The sequence below is a fragment of the Cellulomonas sp. CW35 genome (assembly GCF_052378485.1).
Taxonomy (GTDB): domain Bacteria; phylum Actinomycetota; class Actinomycetes; order Actinomycetales; family Cellulomonadaceae; genus Cellulomonas; species Cellulomonas uda.
The window spans coordinates 2,588,623-2,605,309 of record NZ_CP199000.1 but is presented as its reverse complement, the minus strand read 5'-3'; the positions used below and the strand labels follow the sequence as shown (position 1 = coordinate 2,605,309).

Below are 16,687 nucleotides of genomic sequence, written 5' to 3'. Positions count from 1 at the left end.
GACGAAGGGACACCACTCGTGTCTGCACCGCTGACTGCACGATCACGCCGGTGGGCCGCGTTCGCGGCGGCCGGCTCGCTCCTGGTCCTGTCCCCGCCGCTCGCGGCGTCCGCCGACGAGGGACCGGTCGCGGCCGGCGTCGTCGTCGAGCCCGTCGCCGGCCTGCCCGCCGACTTCGTGACCGGCGTCGACGTCTCGTCGGTGCTGTCGCTCGAGGAGAGCGGCGTGGTGTTCCGCGACGCCGCGGGGCGGCCCGCGGACCTGTTCGCCACGCTCGCCGCGGCGGGCGTGACCGACGTGCGCGTGCGCGTCTGGAACGACCCGTACGACGCGCAGGGCCACGGCTACGGCGGAGGCACCGTCGACGTGGAGCGCGCGGTGGAGATCGGCGAGCGGGCGACCGCCGCGGGCATGGGTGTGCTCGTCGACTTCCACTACTCGGACTTCTGGGCGGACCCCGGCAAGCAGTCCGCTCCGAAGGCGTGGGACGGCTTCACCGTCGAGCAGAAGGCCGACGCGGTCGAGGACTTCACCGCCGACAGCCTGCGCCGGTTCGAGGCGGCGGGTGTCGACGTGCGCATGGTGCAGGTCGGCAACGAGACCACCAACGGCATGTCCGGCGTGTGGGTCGCGGACGCCGACTGGGACTGGGGCCAGGTCGCGCAGCTGTTCGACGCGGGCAGCCGCGCGGTGCGCGAGGTGTTCCCCGACGCGCTCGTCGCGCTGCACTTCACCAACCCGGAGAAGGCCGGCTCGTACGCGTGGATCGCGGACGAGCTCGCGGAGCACGACGTGGACTACGACGTCTTCGCGTCGTCGTACTACCCGTTCTGGCACGGCTCGCTCACGAACCTCACGGACGTGCTGTCCGGGATCGCGACGGAGCACGACAAGCAGGTCATGGTCGCGGAGACGTCGTGGGCGTACACGCTCGAGGACGGCGACGGGCACGCGAACACGGTGCGCCGCGGGCAGAACGACGCGAACCCGCGCTACCCGTTCAGCCCGCAGGGCCAGGCGACCGCGTTCCGCGACGTGGTCGCGGCGGTGCACGCGGTCGGTGACGCCGGCATCGGCGTCTACTACTGGGAGCCCGCGTGGCTGCCCGTCGGGACCCCGACGCAGGACAACGCGTCGCTGTGGGAGGCGCACGGCTCGGGCTGGGCGACGAGCTTCGCGGGCGAGTACGAGGACGACGCCGCGCAGTGGTACGGCGGGTCCGCGGTGGACAACCAGGCGCTGTTCGACGTCGACGGCGTACCGCTCCCGTCGCTCGGCGTGTTCGACTACGTGCGCACCGGCGCGACCGCGCCGCGCGCGGCGTCGTCGGTCGAGCCCGCGTCGGTCACCGTCGACCAGGGGGAGGACGTCGAGCTCCCGGGTACGGTGCGCGTGAACTACAACGACGGCGACAGCGCGGACGTCGCGGTCACATGGAGCGACTCGGTGGACTGGATCACCGTCCCGGGCCGCTACACGGTCTCCGGCGTGACCGCCGACGGCGACGCCGCGACCGCGTCCGTCGTGGTCCTGGCGGTCTCGTCCGGCGTGAACCACGTGGCGAACCCGAGCTTCGAGACGTGGGGCTGGCCCGAGTGGACGCTCACGGACTCCGGCACCGACGTCAAGGTCGAATGGAAGGACTCCGGCGACCCGTACGACGGCTTCTACGGCGTGAACCTGTGGTCCTCGGGCGACCACACCGGGTCGGTCACGCAGCAGGTCACCGGCCTGACGCCGGGGACGTACGTGCTGTCCGCGACGACGCAGGGCGACGGTGAGGCCACCGACGACACGTTCGAGCTGGTCGCGACCACCGCCGAGGGCACGGTGTCCGCGCCGTTCGCGCTCGACGGGTGGAAGGTGTGGAACACCCCGTCGGTCGAGGTCGAGGTGGGCGCGTCCGGCACCGTCACGGTCGGCGCGCGGTGGGACCTGCAGGCCGGCGCGTGGGCGTGGCTCGACGCGTTCTCCCTGACGGAGAAGGTCGAGCCGTCCGACACGACCGAGCTGGTCGCGGCGCTCGACGAGGCGGGCGACGTGCTGCGCGGCCGCTGGACGCCGGCGACGGTCGCGGCGCTCGACCGTGCGGTCGAGATCGGGCGGGTCGTCCTCGCGGGCGGCGACCTCGCTCCCCAGGACGACGTCGAGGCCGCCGCAGCGCTGGTCCGTGACGCGGTCGCCGCGCTCGTCGTCTCCGCGGACGCGCAGCCGACGATCACGGCGACGCTCCTGCCGGCGTCGGTCCCGGTGGGTACGCGCGGCGAGGTCGCCGTGCGCGTCGCGGCCGGCACGACCGCGCGTCCCACGGGTGACGTCACGGTCACGGTCGGCGGGAGCACGGTCAGGGGGACCCTGCGCCCCGGGAACGACGGCGCGATCACCCTGGTGCTCCCCGAACTCCCGGTCGGGACCCACCCCGTGACGGTGGAGTACGGCGGCGACGTGCGCGTGGTGCCCGGGACGGCGTCCGTGGGCTCCCTCAAGGTCGTCAGGATCACCCCGGTGGTCACCGGGACGCTGCGGGCGAAGACGATCACCGCGGGCCAGCAGCCGACGGTCGACGTGGTCGTCGACGCCGGCACGACCACGGCCACCGGGCAGGTCCGGGTCTCCATCGGCAGCTACAGCAAGCGCGTGACCCTCACGGCCGCGAGCAAGGGCAAGACGTCGGTCACCGCCCCGCGCCTGGCGGTCGGGTCCCACGCCGTCAAGGTCCAGTACCTGGGCGACGCGAACGTCGGGCCGCGGACGGTCTCCGCGGGCACGCTCAAGGTCACGAAGGTGACGCCGACGGTGTCGCTCTCGCTCGCGAGCAGCACGGTGCGGCCGGGCGCCCCGGTGGTGCTGACCGTCAAGGTCGCGTCGGCGGGCGTCAAGCCCACCGGCACGGTGCGTGTGACGATCGGCGGGAGGTCGCGGGTCGTGGGCCTGCCGTCGGACGGCTCGGGTGCCGTCAAGGTCTCGCTCGCGGGCCGGACCGCGGGCTCGTACCTGATCGAGGCGCGCTACGCGGGCACGGACAGGATCACCGCGGCCTCGGCCACGGTGACCGTCCGCGTCCGATGACGCACGGGTGACGCACGACGAGGGGCGGTGACCGCAGGGTCACCGCCCCTCGTCGTCCCCGCAGGACCGCCGCGCGAGCGCTCCCCAGGGTGCTCGGTACCGCCCGGTCAGCGCTCGCCGGGCTGCAGGAAGATCGCGCCGTACGGCGGCAGGCTCACGAGCGCGGAGTACGGGCGGCCGTGGTGCGGGTCCGGCAGCGCGTCCACCGCGCCGAGGTTCCCGACGCCCGAGCCGCCGTACTCGTGCGCGTCGGTGTTGAACACCTCGCGCCACGTGCCGCCCGCGGGCAGGGCCAGCCGGTAGCGCTCGTGCGGCACCCCCGAGAAGTTGACCACCACGACCACCGGAGGTGTGCCCTCGTGGCCCTTGCGGATGTACGCGAGCACGTTGTGGTCCGCGTCGTCGGAGTCGATCCACTCGAACCCGTCGGGCGTGTGGTCCAGCTGCCACAGCGCGGGCGTCGCCCGGTACAGCGCGTTGAGGTCCTTGATCATGCGGTGCACGCCCGCGCGCAGCGGGTCCTCCAGCGACCACCAGTCGAGCGAGTGCGCCTCGGTCCACTCGTCGGCCTGCGCGAACTCCTGGCCCATGAACAGCAGCTGCTTGCCGGGGTGCGTCCACTGGTACGCGTACAGCGAGCGCACGCCCGCGCACTTCTGCCAGTGGTCGCCGGGCATGCGCCCGTACACCGAGCCCTTGCCGTGCACGACCTCGTCGTGCGAGATGGGCAGGACGTACTGCTCGGAGAACGCGTACACCAGCGAGAACGTGACCTCGCCGTGGTGGTAGCGGCGGTGCACCGGCTCCTCGGCGAGGTAGCGCAGCGTGTCGTTCATCCAGCCCATGTTCCACTTCAGGCCGAACCCGAGGCCGTTGTGGTCGGTGGGGGCCGTCACGCCGGGCCACGCGGTGGACTCCTCGGCGATCATCATCGTGCCGGGTGCACGGCGGTACGCCGTCGCGTTCGTCTCCTGCAGGAACGCGATCGCCTCGAGGTTCTCGCGGCCGCCGTGCCGGTTGGGGCGCCACTGGCCCGGCTGACGCGAGTAGTCGAGGTACAGCATCGAGGCGACCGCGTCGACGCGCAGCGCGTCCACGTGGAACTCGGTCAGCCAGAACACGGCGTTCGCGACGAGGAAGTTGCGCACCTCGTTGCGGCCGTAGTTGAAGATGTACGTCCCCCAGTCGGGGTGCTCGCCGAGCAGCGGGTCCGGGTGCTCGTACAGCGGCGTGCCGTCGAACCGCGCGAGGGCCCACTCGTCCTTGGGGAAGTGGCCGGGGACCCAGTCGACGATCACACCGATGCCCGCGCGGTGCAGCGTGTCGATGAGGTAGCGCAGGTCGTCGGGGTGGCCGAACCGTGACGTGGCGGCGTAGTAACCGGTGACCTGGTACCCCCACGAGGGCGCGTACGGGTGCTCGGCGACGGGCAGCAGCTCCACGTGCGTGAAGCCCGTCTCCAGCACGTACTCGGTGAGCTGGTGCGCGAGCTCGCGGTAGGACAGCCCCGCGCGCCACGAGCCGAGGTGCACCTCGTACACCGCGAGCGGGCCCGAGTGCGGGTCGCTCTGCGAGCGGCGCGTCATCCACTCGTCGTCGCCCCACGTGTACGCGGACTCGACGACCACGGACGCGGTCGCGGGCGGGACCTCGGTGCCCTGCGCCATCGGGTCGGCCTTCTGCCGCCAGGACCCGTCCGGCGTGAGGATCTCGTACTTGTAGCGCGCTCCCGCGGTGACGCCGGGGACGAACAGCTCCCAGACGCCGGACTCGCCGAGCGACCGCATGGCGTGCGTCGCGCCCTGCCAGTAGTTGAAGTCGCCGACCACGCGCACCGCGCGCGCGTTGGGCGCCCACACCGCGAACGACGTGCCGTGCACCTCGCCCAGCGTGCCGGGGTAGGTGCGCACGTGGGCGCCGAGGACCTCCCACAGCTCCTCGTGGCGGCCCTCGTGGATCAGGTGCCGGTCGAGCTCCTGGACCGTCGGCAGGAAGCGGTAGGGGTCGTCGAGCAGCGTCGTCGTGTCGCCGTACGTGACCTCGACGCGGTAGTCGGGGACGTCCTCACCGGGCAGGACCGCGACCCACACACCGTCCTGCTCGTGGCGCGCGGGGACCCGCGTGTCCGGGGTGATGACGACGACCGCGTCGGCCAGGGGGCGCAGCGTGCGGATCGTGACGCCGCCGTCGCCCGGGTGCGGGCCGAGCACGCCGTGCGGGTCGTACCAGGTGCCGTTGGCGACCGCGTGCAGCGTGTCGGGCTCGGCGGGGACCGGGGTGGGGGCGGTCGCGCTCATATGCCTAGCCAACCACCCCTTCCGCCGGTCCGCAGGTGTACCCGCCGCGTGACCTGCCCGGACGCCCCGCTCCTGACCGCGGGACCCGCCCGGGTCAGCGCGATGCGGGGGCCGTGCTGCCGCGCGAGACGAGGCGGGGCAGCGGCGCCGTGTAGGAGCGCACCGGGCCGTCCGCCAGCACGTCGAGCACGCAGTCCGCGACCTGCCCGCCCATCGCGTGCACGTCGAGGCTCATCGCCGACAGCGGCGGGTGCGCGAGCCGGCACAGCGCGGAGTCGTCCCACGCGAGCAGCGAGAGCCGCTCGGGGACCGGTACGCCCATCTCGCCCGCGACCTGGAGGCCGGCGACGGCCATCACGTCGTTGTCGTACACGATCGCCGACGGCGGGGAGCCGCGGCCCAGCAACGAGCGCGTCGCGCGCGTACCGGACTCCTCGAGGTAGTCGCCCTCGACGACGACCCCCTGCACGCCGAGCCGCTCGCACTCCGCGACGAACGCGTCGGTGCGCGCCTGCGTGTGGGCGAGCGTCGCGGGACCGGACACGCGCGCGAGCCGCTCGTGCCCGAGAGCCGCGAGGTGCGCGACGGCGTCACGCATCGCGCGCGCGTTGTCGATCCACACGTGGGAGAACGGCAGGTCGCGCGTCGGGCCGCCGACGACCACCGTCGGGATGCCCAGCTCGGCGAGCACCTCGAGGCGTTGGTCGACGAGCGCCACGTTGACGACGACGACCGCGTCCACCCCGCCCGACGCCCAGCGTCGGTACGCGGCGATCTCCGCCTCGTGGTCCGGCACGACGTGCAGCAGCAGCGAACGGCCCTCCGTCGACAGCCGTTCCTCGATGCCCGAGATGAGCTCGGCGAAGAACGGCTCGATGCCGAGCAGGCGCGCAGGCCGCGCCAGCACGAGCCCGACGGCGTCCGCGTGCGTCACGGTCGAGAGCCTAGCGGCGGGCACGGGCCCGACCGGGGCCGGCGGCGCCGTGCCGGACCTCAGCGTCCGGCGGCGGGGGCGCCGGACGCCACCGCCGGACGGGCCGCGCGGACCACGACGTCGTTGGCGCTGCGCAGCACGGGCGGCGAGGTCAGCGCGTCGAGGTCGAGCACCGCGTCCGTGCGGACGTGGAACGTGACGCTCGCGCCCGCGGGGAGGTCGACGAGCGCGTCGTCGACCGTCGCCGCCGGGTCGAGCCGGTCCACGAGCACCGTCACGTCGCGCGCGAGCGAGCGCGCGGTGACCGTGACCGCGTACCCGCCGGGCACGGGCGTGGCGCTCGCGGACAGCGGGTCGGGGTCGAGGTCGAGCGCCACGTCCTCGGCGAGCAGGTGCACGCTCGACGCGTCGTCGAGCCGCACGACGAGCGCCTCACGCGCGACGTCCTGCGGGCGCGCGACGTCGTCGGGCAGCGGCAGGATGCGCACCTCGCGCGGCGGCACGTCGACCGCGAGGGTCGCGGACGCGCGCTCGTCGCCGTCGAACGTCTGCCGCGAGACCGCCAGCCGCCCGGTCCACGCGTCCGCCGTGTCGTTGACCACCGCGACCACGGGGGCGCCGTCGCGCTCCTGCACGGTGAGCAGACGCGGCGCGTTGGCGTGCCGCAGCGCCCACCACAGCGGCTTGACGCGCTCGTCGCCGTCGACGGCGGCCCACGACGTCACGGGCCAGCAGTCGTTGAGCTGCCACACGACCGACCCGGCGGTGCGCGGCCACCACGAGCGGTGGTGCGTCGTGGCGTACGCGACCGCTCGCGCCTGGTTGAGCTGCGTCGCCCAGTGCCAGTCCGCGAACGCCTCGGGGACGCCCAGGTGCGGCGCGAGGCCGCGGTCGAGCTTGCCGTTGCCGTCCTCCGCCTTCTGGTGCGCCAGGAACGTGGGGTGCTCCTTGTCGACGACGAGCGCGCCGTGCTCGTCGCGCACCGCGCGCTCGAGAGTCGCCCACGTGGGCGGGCCCTGGAAGCCGAACTCCGAGCAGAACCGCGGCACGTCGTCGCGGTAGTGCGTGTAGTCGACGCGGTTCCACACCTCCCACTGGTGGTGCGTACCGTGGTCCGGGTCGCACGGGTGCACCACGTCGGGCGCGAAGCCGGGGGAGTACGGGCTGTTGTCCGCGTACGGACGTGCCGGGTCGAGCTCGGCGACGAGCGCCGGGAACAGCTCCGTGGCGTACCGCAGTCCCCACGTCCGGCCGCCGAGCTCGTCCTTCCAGCCCCAGTCCTCGTGCCCCCAGAGGTTCTCGTTACCGCCGTTCCACAGCACGAGGCTCGCGTGCGACGCGAGGCGCACGACGTTCTCGCGCGCCTCGGCCTCGATCTCCTCGAGCAGCGGGGACTCCTCCGGGTACGCCGCGCACGCGAGCAGGAAGTCCTGCCAGACGAGCACGCCGCGCTCGTCGCACACGTCGTAGAAGTCGTCCGACTCGTAGATGCCGCCGCCCCACACCCGCAGCAGGTTGAGGTGCGCGCCGAGCGCCTGGTCGACGCGACGCTCAAGGCGCTCGCGGGTGATCCGGGTGAGCAGGTGGTCGTCGGGGATCCAGTTGGCGCCGCGGACGAACACCGGTCGGCCGTTCACGACGAACGTGAACCGCGTGCCGTGCTCGTCGCGGCTGCGGTCGACGCGCACGTCGCGGAAGCCGAGCCGCCGGTGCCAGCGGCCGAGGTCGTCGTGGCCCGCCGCCGCGAGCGTCACGGTCGCGTCGACGAGCGGCTGGTCGCCGTGGCCGACGGGCCACCACACGGGCGCGTCGGGGACCTCGACGACGAGCGTCGCCGCGTCCTCGTCGGGCGCGAGCGACGCGACCGCGACGACGCCCGCGACCTGCGCGCGGACCGTGAGCGGGGCGTCACCGCCGGGCAGGCCCGAGCGCTCCACGGTGACGTGCAGCTCCGCGCGGCCCGTGCCGTCGGCGCCCAGCGTGACGACGGGGCGCACCTGCGCGAGCCGCGCGACGCGCCACCGCTCGACGCGCACCGGGCGCCACAGCCCCGCGGTCTGCAGGTCGGGTCCCCAGTCCCAGCCGAACGAGCACGCCATCTTGCGCACCATGTTGAACGGCTGCGGGTACGCGAGCGGGCGGTGCCCCAGGCGGGCCTCCTCGGCCTCGGCGTGGTGCAGGGCCGAGGCGAGGTCGACCCGCAGCGTCGTGCCGGCGCGGCCGACCAGCGCGCGCACGTCGAACCGGTAGGAGCGGTGCTGGTTGGCGGTGCGGCCGAGCACGTGGGCGTCGCCCGCGACGACGAGCGAGGTCGTCGCGACCGTGTCGATGCCGTCGAACGCGAGGTCGACGCGCTCGTCGTGCGCGGCCGCGGGCTCGTCGAGCGGGCGCTCGTAGCGCCAGTCGACGTGCCGCATCCACGCGAGCGCCTCCTCGTTCCGGTCGAGGTACGGGTCCGGGATCAGGCCCGCGTCGAGCAGCGCCGTGTGGCTGGTGCCGGGGACGGCGGCGGGGACGCCCGCGGCCAGGGCGGCCGCCAGCGCCGGGTCGAGGTCGCCGGGCGTGCCCGCCGTGGCGGTCAGCAGCCAGCCGTCGGCGAGGTCGGTGAAGGTCATGAGTGTGCTCCGGGTGGTACGCGGTGAGCGGGTCCAGGTCTCGTCGTCGCGGGCTACTTGGTCGCTCCCGAGGTGAAGCCGTTGTAGATGAACCGCTGCAGGAACAGGAACAGCAGCAGGATCGGCACGATCGTGATGACGACGCCCGCGCAGATGACCTCCCACTGCGAGCCGAACGGTCCCTTGAACGCGAACAGCGCGGTCGAGATGGGGCGCTTCTCGGGGTCGGTGATGTACAGGAACGGCAGGAAGAACTCGTTGTAGATCCCGATCCCCTTGATGATGACGACCGTCGCGATCGCCGGCTTGAGGTTGGGCAGGATGATCCGGAAGAAGATGCGCAGGTGGCCCGCGCCGTCGATCGTCGCGGCCTCGTCGAGCGAGCGCGGGATGCTCCGCACGAACTGCAGGAAGATGTAGATCGAGATGATGTCCGTGCCCATGAACAGCAGGATCAGCGCGGCCTGGCTGTCGTAGAGGCCGAGCCAGTTGATGATCTGGAACGTCGCGACCTGCGTGGTCACGCCCGGGACGAGCGTCGCGAGCAGGAACAGGTTGAGCACGCCGCGGCGGCCGACGAACCGGAACCGGTCGAGCGCGTACGCGGTCGCCGCGCCGATGAGGATGGTCCCGACGATCGCCACCGCGAAGATCAGCACGGTGTTGACGAAGCCGCGGGCCATGCCGCCGCGTGTGAACGCGGTCGCGTAGTTGGACAGGTCGGTCCAGCTCTCGGGGGCCGTGAACGGGCCGGTCGCGAGGAACTCCTGGTTGGTCTTGAACGAGCCCATGACGATCAGCACGAGCGGCAGGAGCATCACGAGGGCCGCGAGCACCAGGGACACGTACTTCGCGGTGCTCGCGAGGCCGGCGGTGAGGGTACGGGTCATGTGAGGTCCACCTCGTCGTCGGGGAGCACCTTGCGCTGGACCCACGTGACGACCAGCACGACGAGCAGCAGGACGACCGCCATCGCGGACGCGAGGCCCACCATGTTGCGGTTGAACGCCATCCACACCGTGCGCATCACGAACGTCTCCGTGCCGTTGCCGCCGTCGGTCATCACCTTCGGGATCTCGAACACGGACAGCGAGCCCGAGATCGCGAGGATCAGGGACAGGCCGACGATCGGCCGGATGGACGGCAGGATGATGTACCGGAACTCGTGCCAGCGGCTCGCGCCGTCGATCTCGGCGGCCTCGTAGATCTCCGAGCTGATCGACTGGATCGCGCCCAGGAACATCACGAAGTTCAGCCCCATGTAGCGCCAGACCGAGACGCTCGCGAGCGTCGCGTTCGCGATGTCCGGGTCACCCGTCCACTGCTGGACGAGCGACTCGAGCCCGAGCGACATGAGCACGGTGTCGAGCCCGCCCTCGGGGCGCAGGAAGTTGAGGAAGATCAGGCCGATCGCGACGCCGTTGATGAGGTACGGGAAGAACAGGATGCCCTTCCACAGGTTCTTGAACCGGATCCTGAACGACAGGATCGTCGCGAAGTACAGCGCGATCACCATCTGCACGAACGACGCCACGAAGTAGTACAGGGACACGTAGAACACGTGCAGGTTCTCCGGGTCGGTGAAGACCTCGGTGTAGTTCTCGAACCCGACGAGGTTCTTCGTCTTGTCCAGGCCGTCCCAGTCGGTGAACGAGTACCAGAACATGTTCACGACGGGGACGTACGTGAGCAGCACCAGCAGCGCCACCGGCACGAGCAGGAACAGGTAGGGGACGATCCGGCGGCGCCAGCGGGGTCCGGCCGCGCCCCCCGGGGAGGAGGTCCCGGGGGCGCGGCCGGTCGGGGCGGCCGCCGTCGTCGGGCGCCGCACGCCCGTCTCGGCGGTGGTCATCCGCTTCCTCAGGCGCCGGCCTCCGCGCGGCCGTCGGCCCACGCGGCGTTGAGGTCGTCGAAGATCTCCTGCTTGGTGCGCGCACCGGAGCGGGCGTCGTCGACGATCTTCTGGCGGTACTTCGGGTCGGTCGTCACGATGCCGGACGCGGTGTCGATGTCCGTGAACAGCGACTCCTTGCCCGCGGGCGCGGGGTTCAGCGTGATGAGCTCGACCTCGTCGACGAAGCCCTGCAGCGCGGCCGGCACCTCGCCGTCGATCAGCGGCGACAGACCGACCTGCGACTCCGAGAACCCGGACTCGTGGTTGAACCAGTCGATCCACGCGCGCGCGGTGACCTTGTTCTTCGAGTGCACGTTGATGCCGAGGTTGTAGTCACCGCCCGCCACCGCGTGGAACTTCCCGTCGACCTGCGCGGGGAACGGCATGTAGCCGATGTCGTCCGCGCTGGCGCCCGCGGCCTCTGCGGCCGCCTGCATCTGCGGGATCGCCCACGAGCCGAGGACCATCGTGGCGATCTCGCCCGTGCCGAGCAGCTGCTTGGACTGCTCCCAGTTGGTGGTCGTCGGGTCCGCCTCCGTGAGGCCCTTCGCGACGACGTCGTAGATCAGCCCGTCGATGACGCCCGAGTCGGAGTCCTCGGTCCACGGCGTGTCGGTCGCCGTCATCTCGTTGACGTAGTCCGGGTTCGCGGTGACGGCGCCGCGCGCGCCGTCCCACTGGGTCAGCGGCCAGCTGTCCTTGTAGTTGGTGTAGAGCGGGGCGACCTTGATGCCCGCGTCCTTGATCGCCTGCAGGTCGGTCAGGAACTCCTCGGGTGTCGTCGGGAAGTCCGTGACGCCCGCGGCCTCCCAGACCTTCGTGTTGTAGACGATGCCCTGCACGTTGCCGACCACGGGGATGCCGTAGGACTTGCCCTCGAACGTCTTGTCCGTGATCCAGCGGTACTCCTTCGCCATCTCGTCGTAGTCGCCGAGGGGCTCGAAGAAGTCGCCGAGCTGGTCGGGGGTCACCGAGCCGGGGATCGCGAGCACGTCGCCGTAGTTGTCGGTGTTCATGCGCGTCTTCACCTCGCCCTCGTAGTCGGTGATGCCCTCGATCTTCACGTCGGTCACGTCGGGGTACTTCGCCTTGAACTGCGTGACGTAGTCGTCGAACGTGCCGTCCTCGACGAGGTCCGTGCGCCAGGTGAGCACCGTGATGGCGCCGGAGGGGGTCGCGTCCGCGTCGGGCGTCGAGTCGCCGGGGGTGTCGTCGGAGCCCCCGGAACACGCCGCGGTGAGGGCCAGGACGGTGCTCGCGGCCGCGAGGCCCAGCAGCCGGCGCCGTCGGTGGTGAGGGAACATCGGTGATCCTCTCGTCGTCCCGGCACGTCGGCGTGCCGGCCGTGGGTGGAGGGCATCGTCGCCCAAACGGGACCTTCCGACCCCGCTCCGGGTGACATTCTTAGACCGGTGAACAAAGTAAGTCAACGCGCCGGGTGCGGTCCCGGACGGTAGTGGCCGGATCGTTACCATGGGCCGCGGACCCGGCCGTGAGCCGGGCGACGACAGGAGGGTCGTGAGCAGCACCCAGGAGGGCATCGGCGCCGCGCACGCGAGCAGCAGGTCCGCGATCCTCGACCTGATCCGCGCCGCGGGCACCGTCTCGCGCGTCGAGCTCACCCGGGTCTCCGGGCTCACGGGGGCCACCGTCTCGACGGTCGTGCGCCGCCTCATCGACGACGGCCTCGTCGTCGAGGTCGGGCGCGCCGAGTCGACCGGCGGCAAGCCCCGCATGCTGCTCGAGCTCGACCCCTACGCGCGGTTCGCCGTCGGCGTGCACCTCGACCACGCGGGCATCACCTACGTGATCGCCAACCTCGGCGGGTCCGTCGTCGCCCGCTGGCGGCGCCCCGGCGCCGGGTCCGACGACCCCCGCGAGGTCGTCGCGCGCATCGCTGCCGAGATCCGCGCGACCGTCGCGCGCACGGGCGTCGCCCCCGAACGCATCCTCGGCCTCGGCGTCGTCTCACCCGGGCCCATCGCCGCGTCCACCGGCATGACGCTCACCCCGCCCGTCATGCAGGCCTGGACCGAGTTCCCGCTCGCCGCCGCGCTCGAGGAGGCCGTCGGGCTGCCCGTGCTGCTCGACAACGACGCGACCGCCGCCGCGATCGGCGAGTACTGGTCCGGCGGCGTGCCCACGGGCAGCGCGTTCGCCGCGCTCTACATGGGCACCGGGATCGGCGCGGGCATCCTCGTCGACGGCACGGTGTACCGCGGGACCAGCTCCAACGCGGGCGAGGTGGGGCACATCTGCGTCGCGCTCGACGGCCCGGTGTGCTGGTGCGGCAGCGCGGGCTGTGTCGAGGCGCTCGCCGGCCCCGCGGCCGTCGTCGCGCAGGCGCGCGAGCAGGGCTTCGAGCTCGCCGGCCGCGGCGTGTCCGAGGACTTCGCGCAGATCGCCCGCGCCGCCGCGCGCGGCGAGGCCGACGCGATGGCGCTGCTCGAGCGTTCCGCGCAGTACCTCGCGGTCGCGGCGCAGACCCTCGCGAACGTGCTCGACCTCGCGCACGTGGTCCTCACCGGGCCGTCGTTCGCGATCGCCGGCTCGCTCTACCTGCCCGTGATCCAGGAGCGGCTCTCGCGGTCGTTCTTCGCACGCGGCAGCCACGGGGTGCGCGTCGCGATCTCGTCCCACGCACCCGAGGCCGCCGCGCTCGGCGCGGCCGCGCTCGTGCTGCAGGCCGAGCTCGCTCCCCGGCGGCGCGGCACGCGCATGGTGCTCGAGCCCGCCGAGGTCGTGGCCCCGGCCTGACGGGCGGGGGACCGTCAGCCCGCGAGCCGGTCCAGGCCCGCCAGAGGGATGGGCAGCCAGGTCGGACGGTTGCGCGCCTCGTACACCGCTTCGTACAGCGTCTTGTCGAGCTCGAGCGCTCGGGTCAGGAGCGCGGCGTCCCCCGGCTCGAGCGACGACGGCGGCGACGCCTGCGCGTACCCCGCGAGCAGCGCCTCACGCGCCGCCGTGACCCAGCGCTGCGCGGCGTCGCCGGTCGCGCCGCCCACCGCGGCGGCGTAGTCGAACGAGCGCAGCAGCCCGGCCACGTCCCGCACCGCGAGGTCCGGGCGCGTGCGCGCCTCGAGCGGCGCGAGCGGCTCACCCTCGAAGTCGAGCACCAGCCAGCCGTGGGGGCCGTGCAGCACCTGCCCCAGGTGCAGGTCGCCGTGCACCCGCTGGCGTGGGGGCGTCGAGCGCAGGGCGCGCACCTCGTCCGCCGTGCGGACGACGCCCGCGTGGTACGGCTCCACCGCGGGCGTCGCGGCCCGGGCCCACGCGTACCGGTCGAGGAGCGCGCGCGCGAGCCGGTCGGGACCGTCCGGGTCCGCGACGGTCGGGAACGCGCTCGCGAGCGCCGCGTGCATGCGCGCCGTGGCCTCACCCAGGGCGTGCGCGTGCGCCGCGAACGGCGAGCCGCTGCCCGCGAGCTCGCACGCGAGCTCGAACCCGTCGCGCGCCCCCGCGACGAACGCCGCCGCGACCCCGAGGTACCCCGCACCCACCTCGCCGGTCGCGACGTCCGGCCACCGCGCGCGCAGCCACGCGAGCGGAGCCGGCACACCGGTGTACCCCTGCTCGACCAGCGCGCGCGGCACCTCGACGTCCGGGTTCTCGCCGTGCTGGAGCGTCCGGACGACCTTGAGGATCGCCCGGCCCGGGTCGTCCGGTGCGCCGAGCACGACGGACGAGTTGGACTGCTCGCCCGTGATCGCCTGCACGTGCGTGAGGTCCACGTGCGCCGGTGCGCCACCCGGGCCGTCGGCGACCGCGAACCACGCGCGCAGGAACGCCGGGTGCGCCGCGCCGTCGAGCACCGTGCGACCGTCGCCCAGCGGCGTGCCCGCCTCGTCGTCGCCGGTCACGACGACCAGCGGCACCTGCAGGAGCGACCCGGCGCCCGACGTGCGCGCCGCGACCAGGAGAACCCGCACGTCCGCCGCGCCCTGCGGGTCCACCAGCGGGATCACCGCGTGCACGGTGAGGTCGGCGGACGCGCCCTTGACGGGGAACCACCGCCGCCCGGGCAGGTCCGCGGCGATCGTCGCGAGCAGCCGCTGGTCGGCGGGCGTCGGGGTCTGCGCGGTCAGCACGTCAGAGCGTCCAGGCCGGGCCGGGCGTCACGCTGAGCCAGAAGAACTCGCGCGAGCCGAGCGTGAACCGGGCCGAGCCGCTCGGGTCGAGCGTCCCGAACGACGCGCCGCCGAACACGTCGTGCAGCTCGGCGTTCCCGTGGCCCGGCAGCGTGACGGTCGTCGAGCGCGCCGTGGCCGCGAGGTTGGCGACCACCAGCACGGTCTCCTGCGCCGAGGTCCTCGTGAACGTCAGCACCGAGTCGTTGTCGTTCGCGACGACCCGGAAGTCGCCCAGCCCCATCGCGGGGTGCTGCTTGCGCACCGTGAGCATGCCGCGGACCCAGTGCAGCAGGCTCGTCGGCTGCGCGAGCTGCGCCTCCACGTTGGTGTGCCCGTAGTGGTACACGAGCGACTGCACCAACGGGAGGTTGAGCTTGCCCGGGTCGGCCACCGAGAAGCCCGCGTTGCGGTCCGGCGTCCACTGCATCGGCGTGCGCACCGCGTCGCGGTCCGGGAGCCAGATGTTGTCGCCCATGCCGATCTCGTCGCCGTAGTACAGGCACGGGCTGCCGGGCAGGCTCAGCAGGAGCGCGTGCGCGAGCTCGATCTCCTTGCGCGAGTTGTCGAGCAGCGGCGCCAGGCGGCGGCGGATCCCGACGTTGGCGCGCATGCGCGAGTCGGGTGCGAACCAGCCGTACATCGACGCGCGTTCCTCGGTCGAGACCATCTCGAGCGTGAGCTCGTCGTGGTTGCGCAGGAACGTGCTCCACTGGGCGCCGTTGTCGGGGATCGGCGGCGTGTCCGCGAGGATGTCGACGATCGACGTCGCCCGCTGGTCACGCATCGCGTAGTAGATCCGCGGCATCACCGGGAAGTGGAAGCACATGTGGCACTCCGGCTCCTCCTCGGTGCCGAAGTAGTGCACGACGTCCTCGGGCCACTGGTTCGCCTCGGCCAGCATGATCCGGCCCGGGAACTCCTCGTCGATCATCGCGCGCACCGTGCGCAGGAACGCGTGGGTCTCGGGCAGGTTCTCGCAGTTGGTGCCCTCGGCCTCGAAGAGGTACGGCACGGCGTCCAGCCGGAAGCCGTCGATGCCGAGCCCCAGCCAGAACCGCGCGACGTCGAGCATCGCCTCGCGCACCCGCGGGTTCTCGAAGTTCAGGTCGGGCTGGTGGCTGAAGAACCGGTGCCAGAAGTACTGCCGGCGCACGGGGTCGAACGTCCAGTTGGACGTCTCGGTGTCGACGAAGATGATGCGCGCGTCGGGGTAGCGCGTGTTGTCGTCGGACCACACGTAGAAGTCCCCGTACGGGCCCTCCGGGTCGCTCCTGGACGCCTGGAACCACGGGTGCGCGTCGCTCGTGTGGTTCATCACGAGGTCGACGACGACGCGCATGCCGCGCCGGTGCGCCTCGCGCACGAGCTCGGCGAACTCCTCCAGCGTGCCGTACTGGCTCGCCACCGCCGTGTAGTCGGCGACGTCGTACCCGCCGTCCCGCATGGGGCTCGGGTAGAACGGCGGCAGCCACAGGCAGTCGACGCCCAGCCACTGGAGGTAGTCGAGCCGGTTGATCAGCCCGCGCAGGTCGCCCGTGCCGCTCCCGGTCGAGTCGGAGAAGCTGCGGAGCATCACCTCGTAGAACACCGCGGTCCGGTACCAGTCGGGGTCGTCGAGCAGCCCCTCCTCGTCGACGGGCGGGACCGCGGGCTGGCGGCCCGCCGGCAGCCGGATCTGCGACGTGGTCGGCGCGGGCTCGCGCACGCGCGGCAGGTGGGCCGCGGGCGGCTGCGCGGCGTGCTCGCCG

10 protein-coding genes are annotated in these 16,687 nt (G+C 72.7%); 2 read left to right on the top strand and 8 right to left on the bottom strand.

What is annotated here, in order from left to right; translation table 11 throughout:
* Window positions 1–18: 18 nt before the first annotated feature.
* A complete protein-coding gene (locus ACT17Q_RS11905; protein WP_444662637.1) occupies window positions 19–3,069 on the top strand; it encodes a glycosyl hydrolase 53 family protein in 3,051 nt (1,016 codons plus the stop codon).
* A gap of 107 nt (window positions 3,070–3,176) precedes the next feature.
* On the opposite strand, the gene glgB is transcribed toward ACT17Q_RS11905, so the two are convergent.
* From glgB to ACT17Q_RS11875, 6 genes are all read right to left on the bottom strand, one after another.
* Window positions 3,177–5,366 carry a 1,4-alpha-glucan branching protein GlgB gene (glgB, locus tag ACT17Q_RS11900; protein ID WP_444662635.1) on the bottom strand — a complete coding sequence of 730 codons (2,190 nt, stop codon included), beginning with the start codon at window positions 5,364–5,366 and terminating at the stop codon, window positions 3,177–3,179.
* 94 nt (window positions 5,367–5,460) lie between these two features.
* Window positions 5,461–6,300, bottom strand: a complete 840-nt coding sequence (locus ACT17Q_RS11895) for a LacI family DNA-binding transcriptional regulator (RefSeq protein ID WP_232514598.1) — start codon at window positions 6,298–6,300, stop codon at window positions 5,461–5,463.
* A gap of 59 nt (window positions 6,301–6,359) precedes the next feature.
* On the bottom strand, window positions 6,360–8,915 hold the full coding sequence (locus ACT17Q_RS11890; RefSeq protein ID WP_444662633.1) for a glycosyl hydrolase 2 galactose-binding domain-containing protein: 2,556 nt from the start codon (window positions 8,913–8,915) through the stop codon (window positions 6,360–6,362).
* A gap of 53 nt (window positions 8,916–8,968) precedes the next feature.
* The gene (locus tag ACT17Q_RS11885; RefSeq protein WP_094179461.1) at window positions 8,969–9,805 is read right to left on the bottom strand and encodes a carbohydrate ABC transporter permease; all 837 of its coding nucleotides are present in this window, start codon (window positions 9,803–9,805) and stop codon (window positions 8,969–8,971) included.
* A complete protein-coding gene (locus ACT17Q_RS11880) occupies window positions 9,802–10,767 on the bottom strand; it encodes a carbohydrate ABC transporter permease (protein ID WP_444662631.1) in 966 nt (321 codons plus the stop codon). The genes ACT17Q_RS11885 and ACT17Q_RS11880 overlap by 4 nt, the downstream gene beginning before the upstream one ends.
* Window positions 10,768–10,775: 8 nt before the next feature.
* A complete protein-coding gene (locus tag ACT17Q_RS11875; protein WP_444662629.1) occupies window positions 10,776–12,113 on the bottom strand; it encodes an ABC transporter substrate-binding protein in 1,338 nt (445 codons plus the stop codon).
* A gap of 214 nt (window positions 12,114–12,327) precedes the next feature.
* Between ACT17Q_RS11875 and ACT17Q_RS11870 the strand changes: the two genes are divergently transcribed.
* Window positions 12,328–13,566 (top strand): ROK family transcriptional regulator, encoded by a 1,239-nt coding sequence (locus ACT17Q_RS11870; protein WP_094179463.1) that lies wholly within the window; start codon window positions 12,328–12,330, stop codon window positions 13,564–13,566.
* A 14-nt stretch (window positions 13,567–13,580) separates the two neighbouring features.
* Here the strand turns inward: ACT17Q_RS11870 and ACT17Q_RS11865 are convergent, their stop codons facing one another.
* Window positions 13,581–14,897, bottom strand: a complete 1,317-nt coding sequence (locus tag ACT17Q_RS11865) for a maltokinase N-terminal cap-like domain-containing protein (RefSeq protein WP_444662626.1) — start codon at window positions 14,895–14,897, stop codon at window positions 13,581–13,583.
* A 1-nt stretch (window position 14,898) separates the two neighbouring features.
* Entirely contained in the window at window positions 14,899–16,644 is a 1,746-nt protein-coding gene (gene treS / locus ACT17Q_RS11860; protein WP_444665393.1) for a maltose alpha-D-glucosyltransferase, read from the bottom strand.
* Window positions 16,645–16,687 lie beyond the last annotated feature (43 nt).

Coding starts and splice junctions, on each gene's coding strand:
- glgB (WP_444662635.1), bottom strand. CDS start 5,366: ATGAGCGCGACCGCCCCCACCCCGGTCCCCGCCGAGCCCGACACGCTG.
- ACT17Q_RS11890 (WP_444662633.1), bottom strand. CDS start 8,915: ATGACCTTCACCGACCTCGCCGACGGCTGGCTGCTGACCGCCACGGCG.
- ACT17Q_RS11885 (WP_094179461.1), bottom strand. CDS start 9,805: ATGACCCGTACCCTCACCGCCGGCCTCGCGAGCACCGCGAAGTACGTG.
- ACT17Q_RS11880 (WP_444662631.1), bottom strand. CDS start 10,767: ATGACCACCGCCGAGACGGGCGTGCGGCGCCCGACGACGGCGGCCGCC.
- ACT17Q_RS11875 (WP_444662629.1), bottom strand. CDS start 12,113: ATGTTCCCTCACCACCGACGGCGCCGGCTGCTGGGCCTCGCGGCCGCG.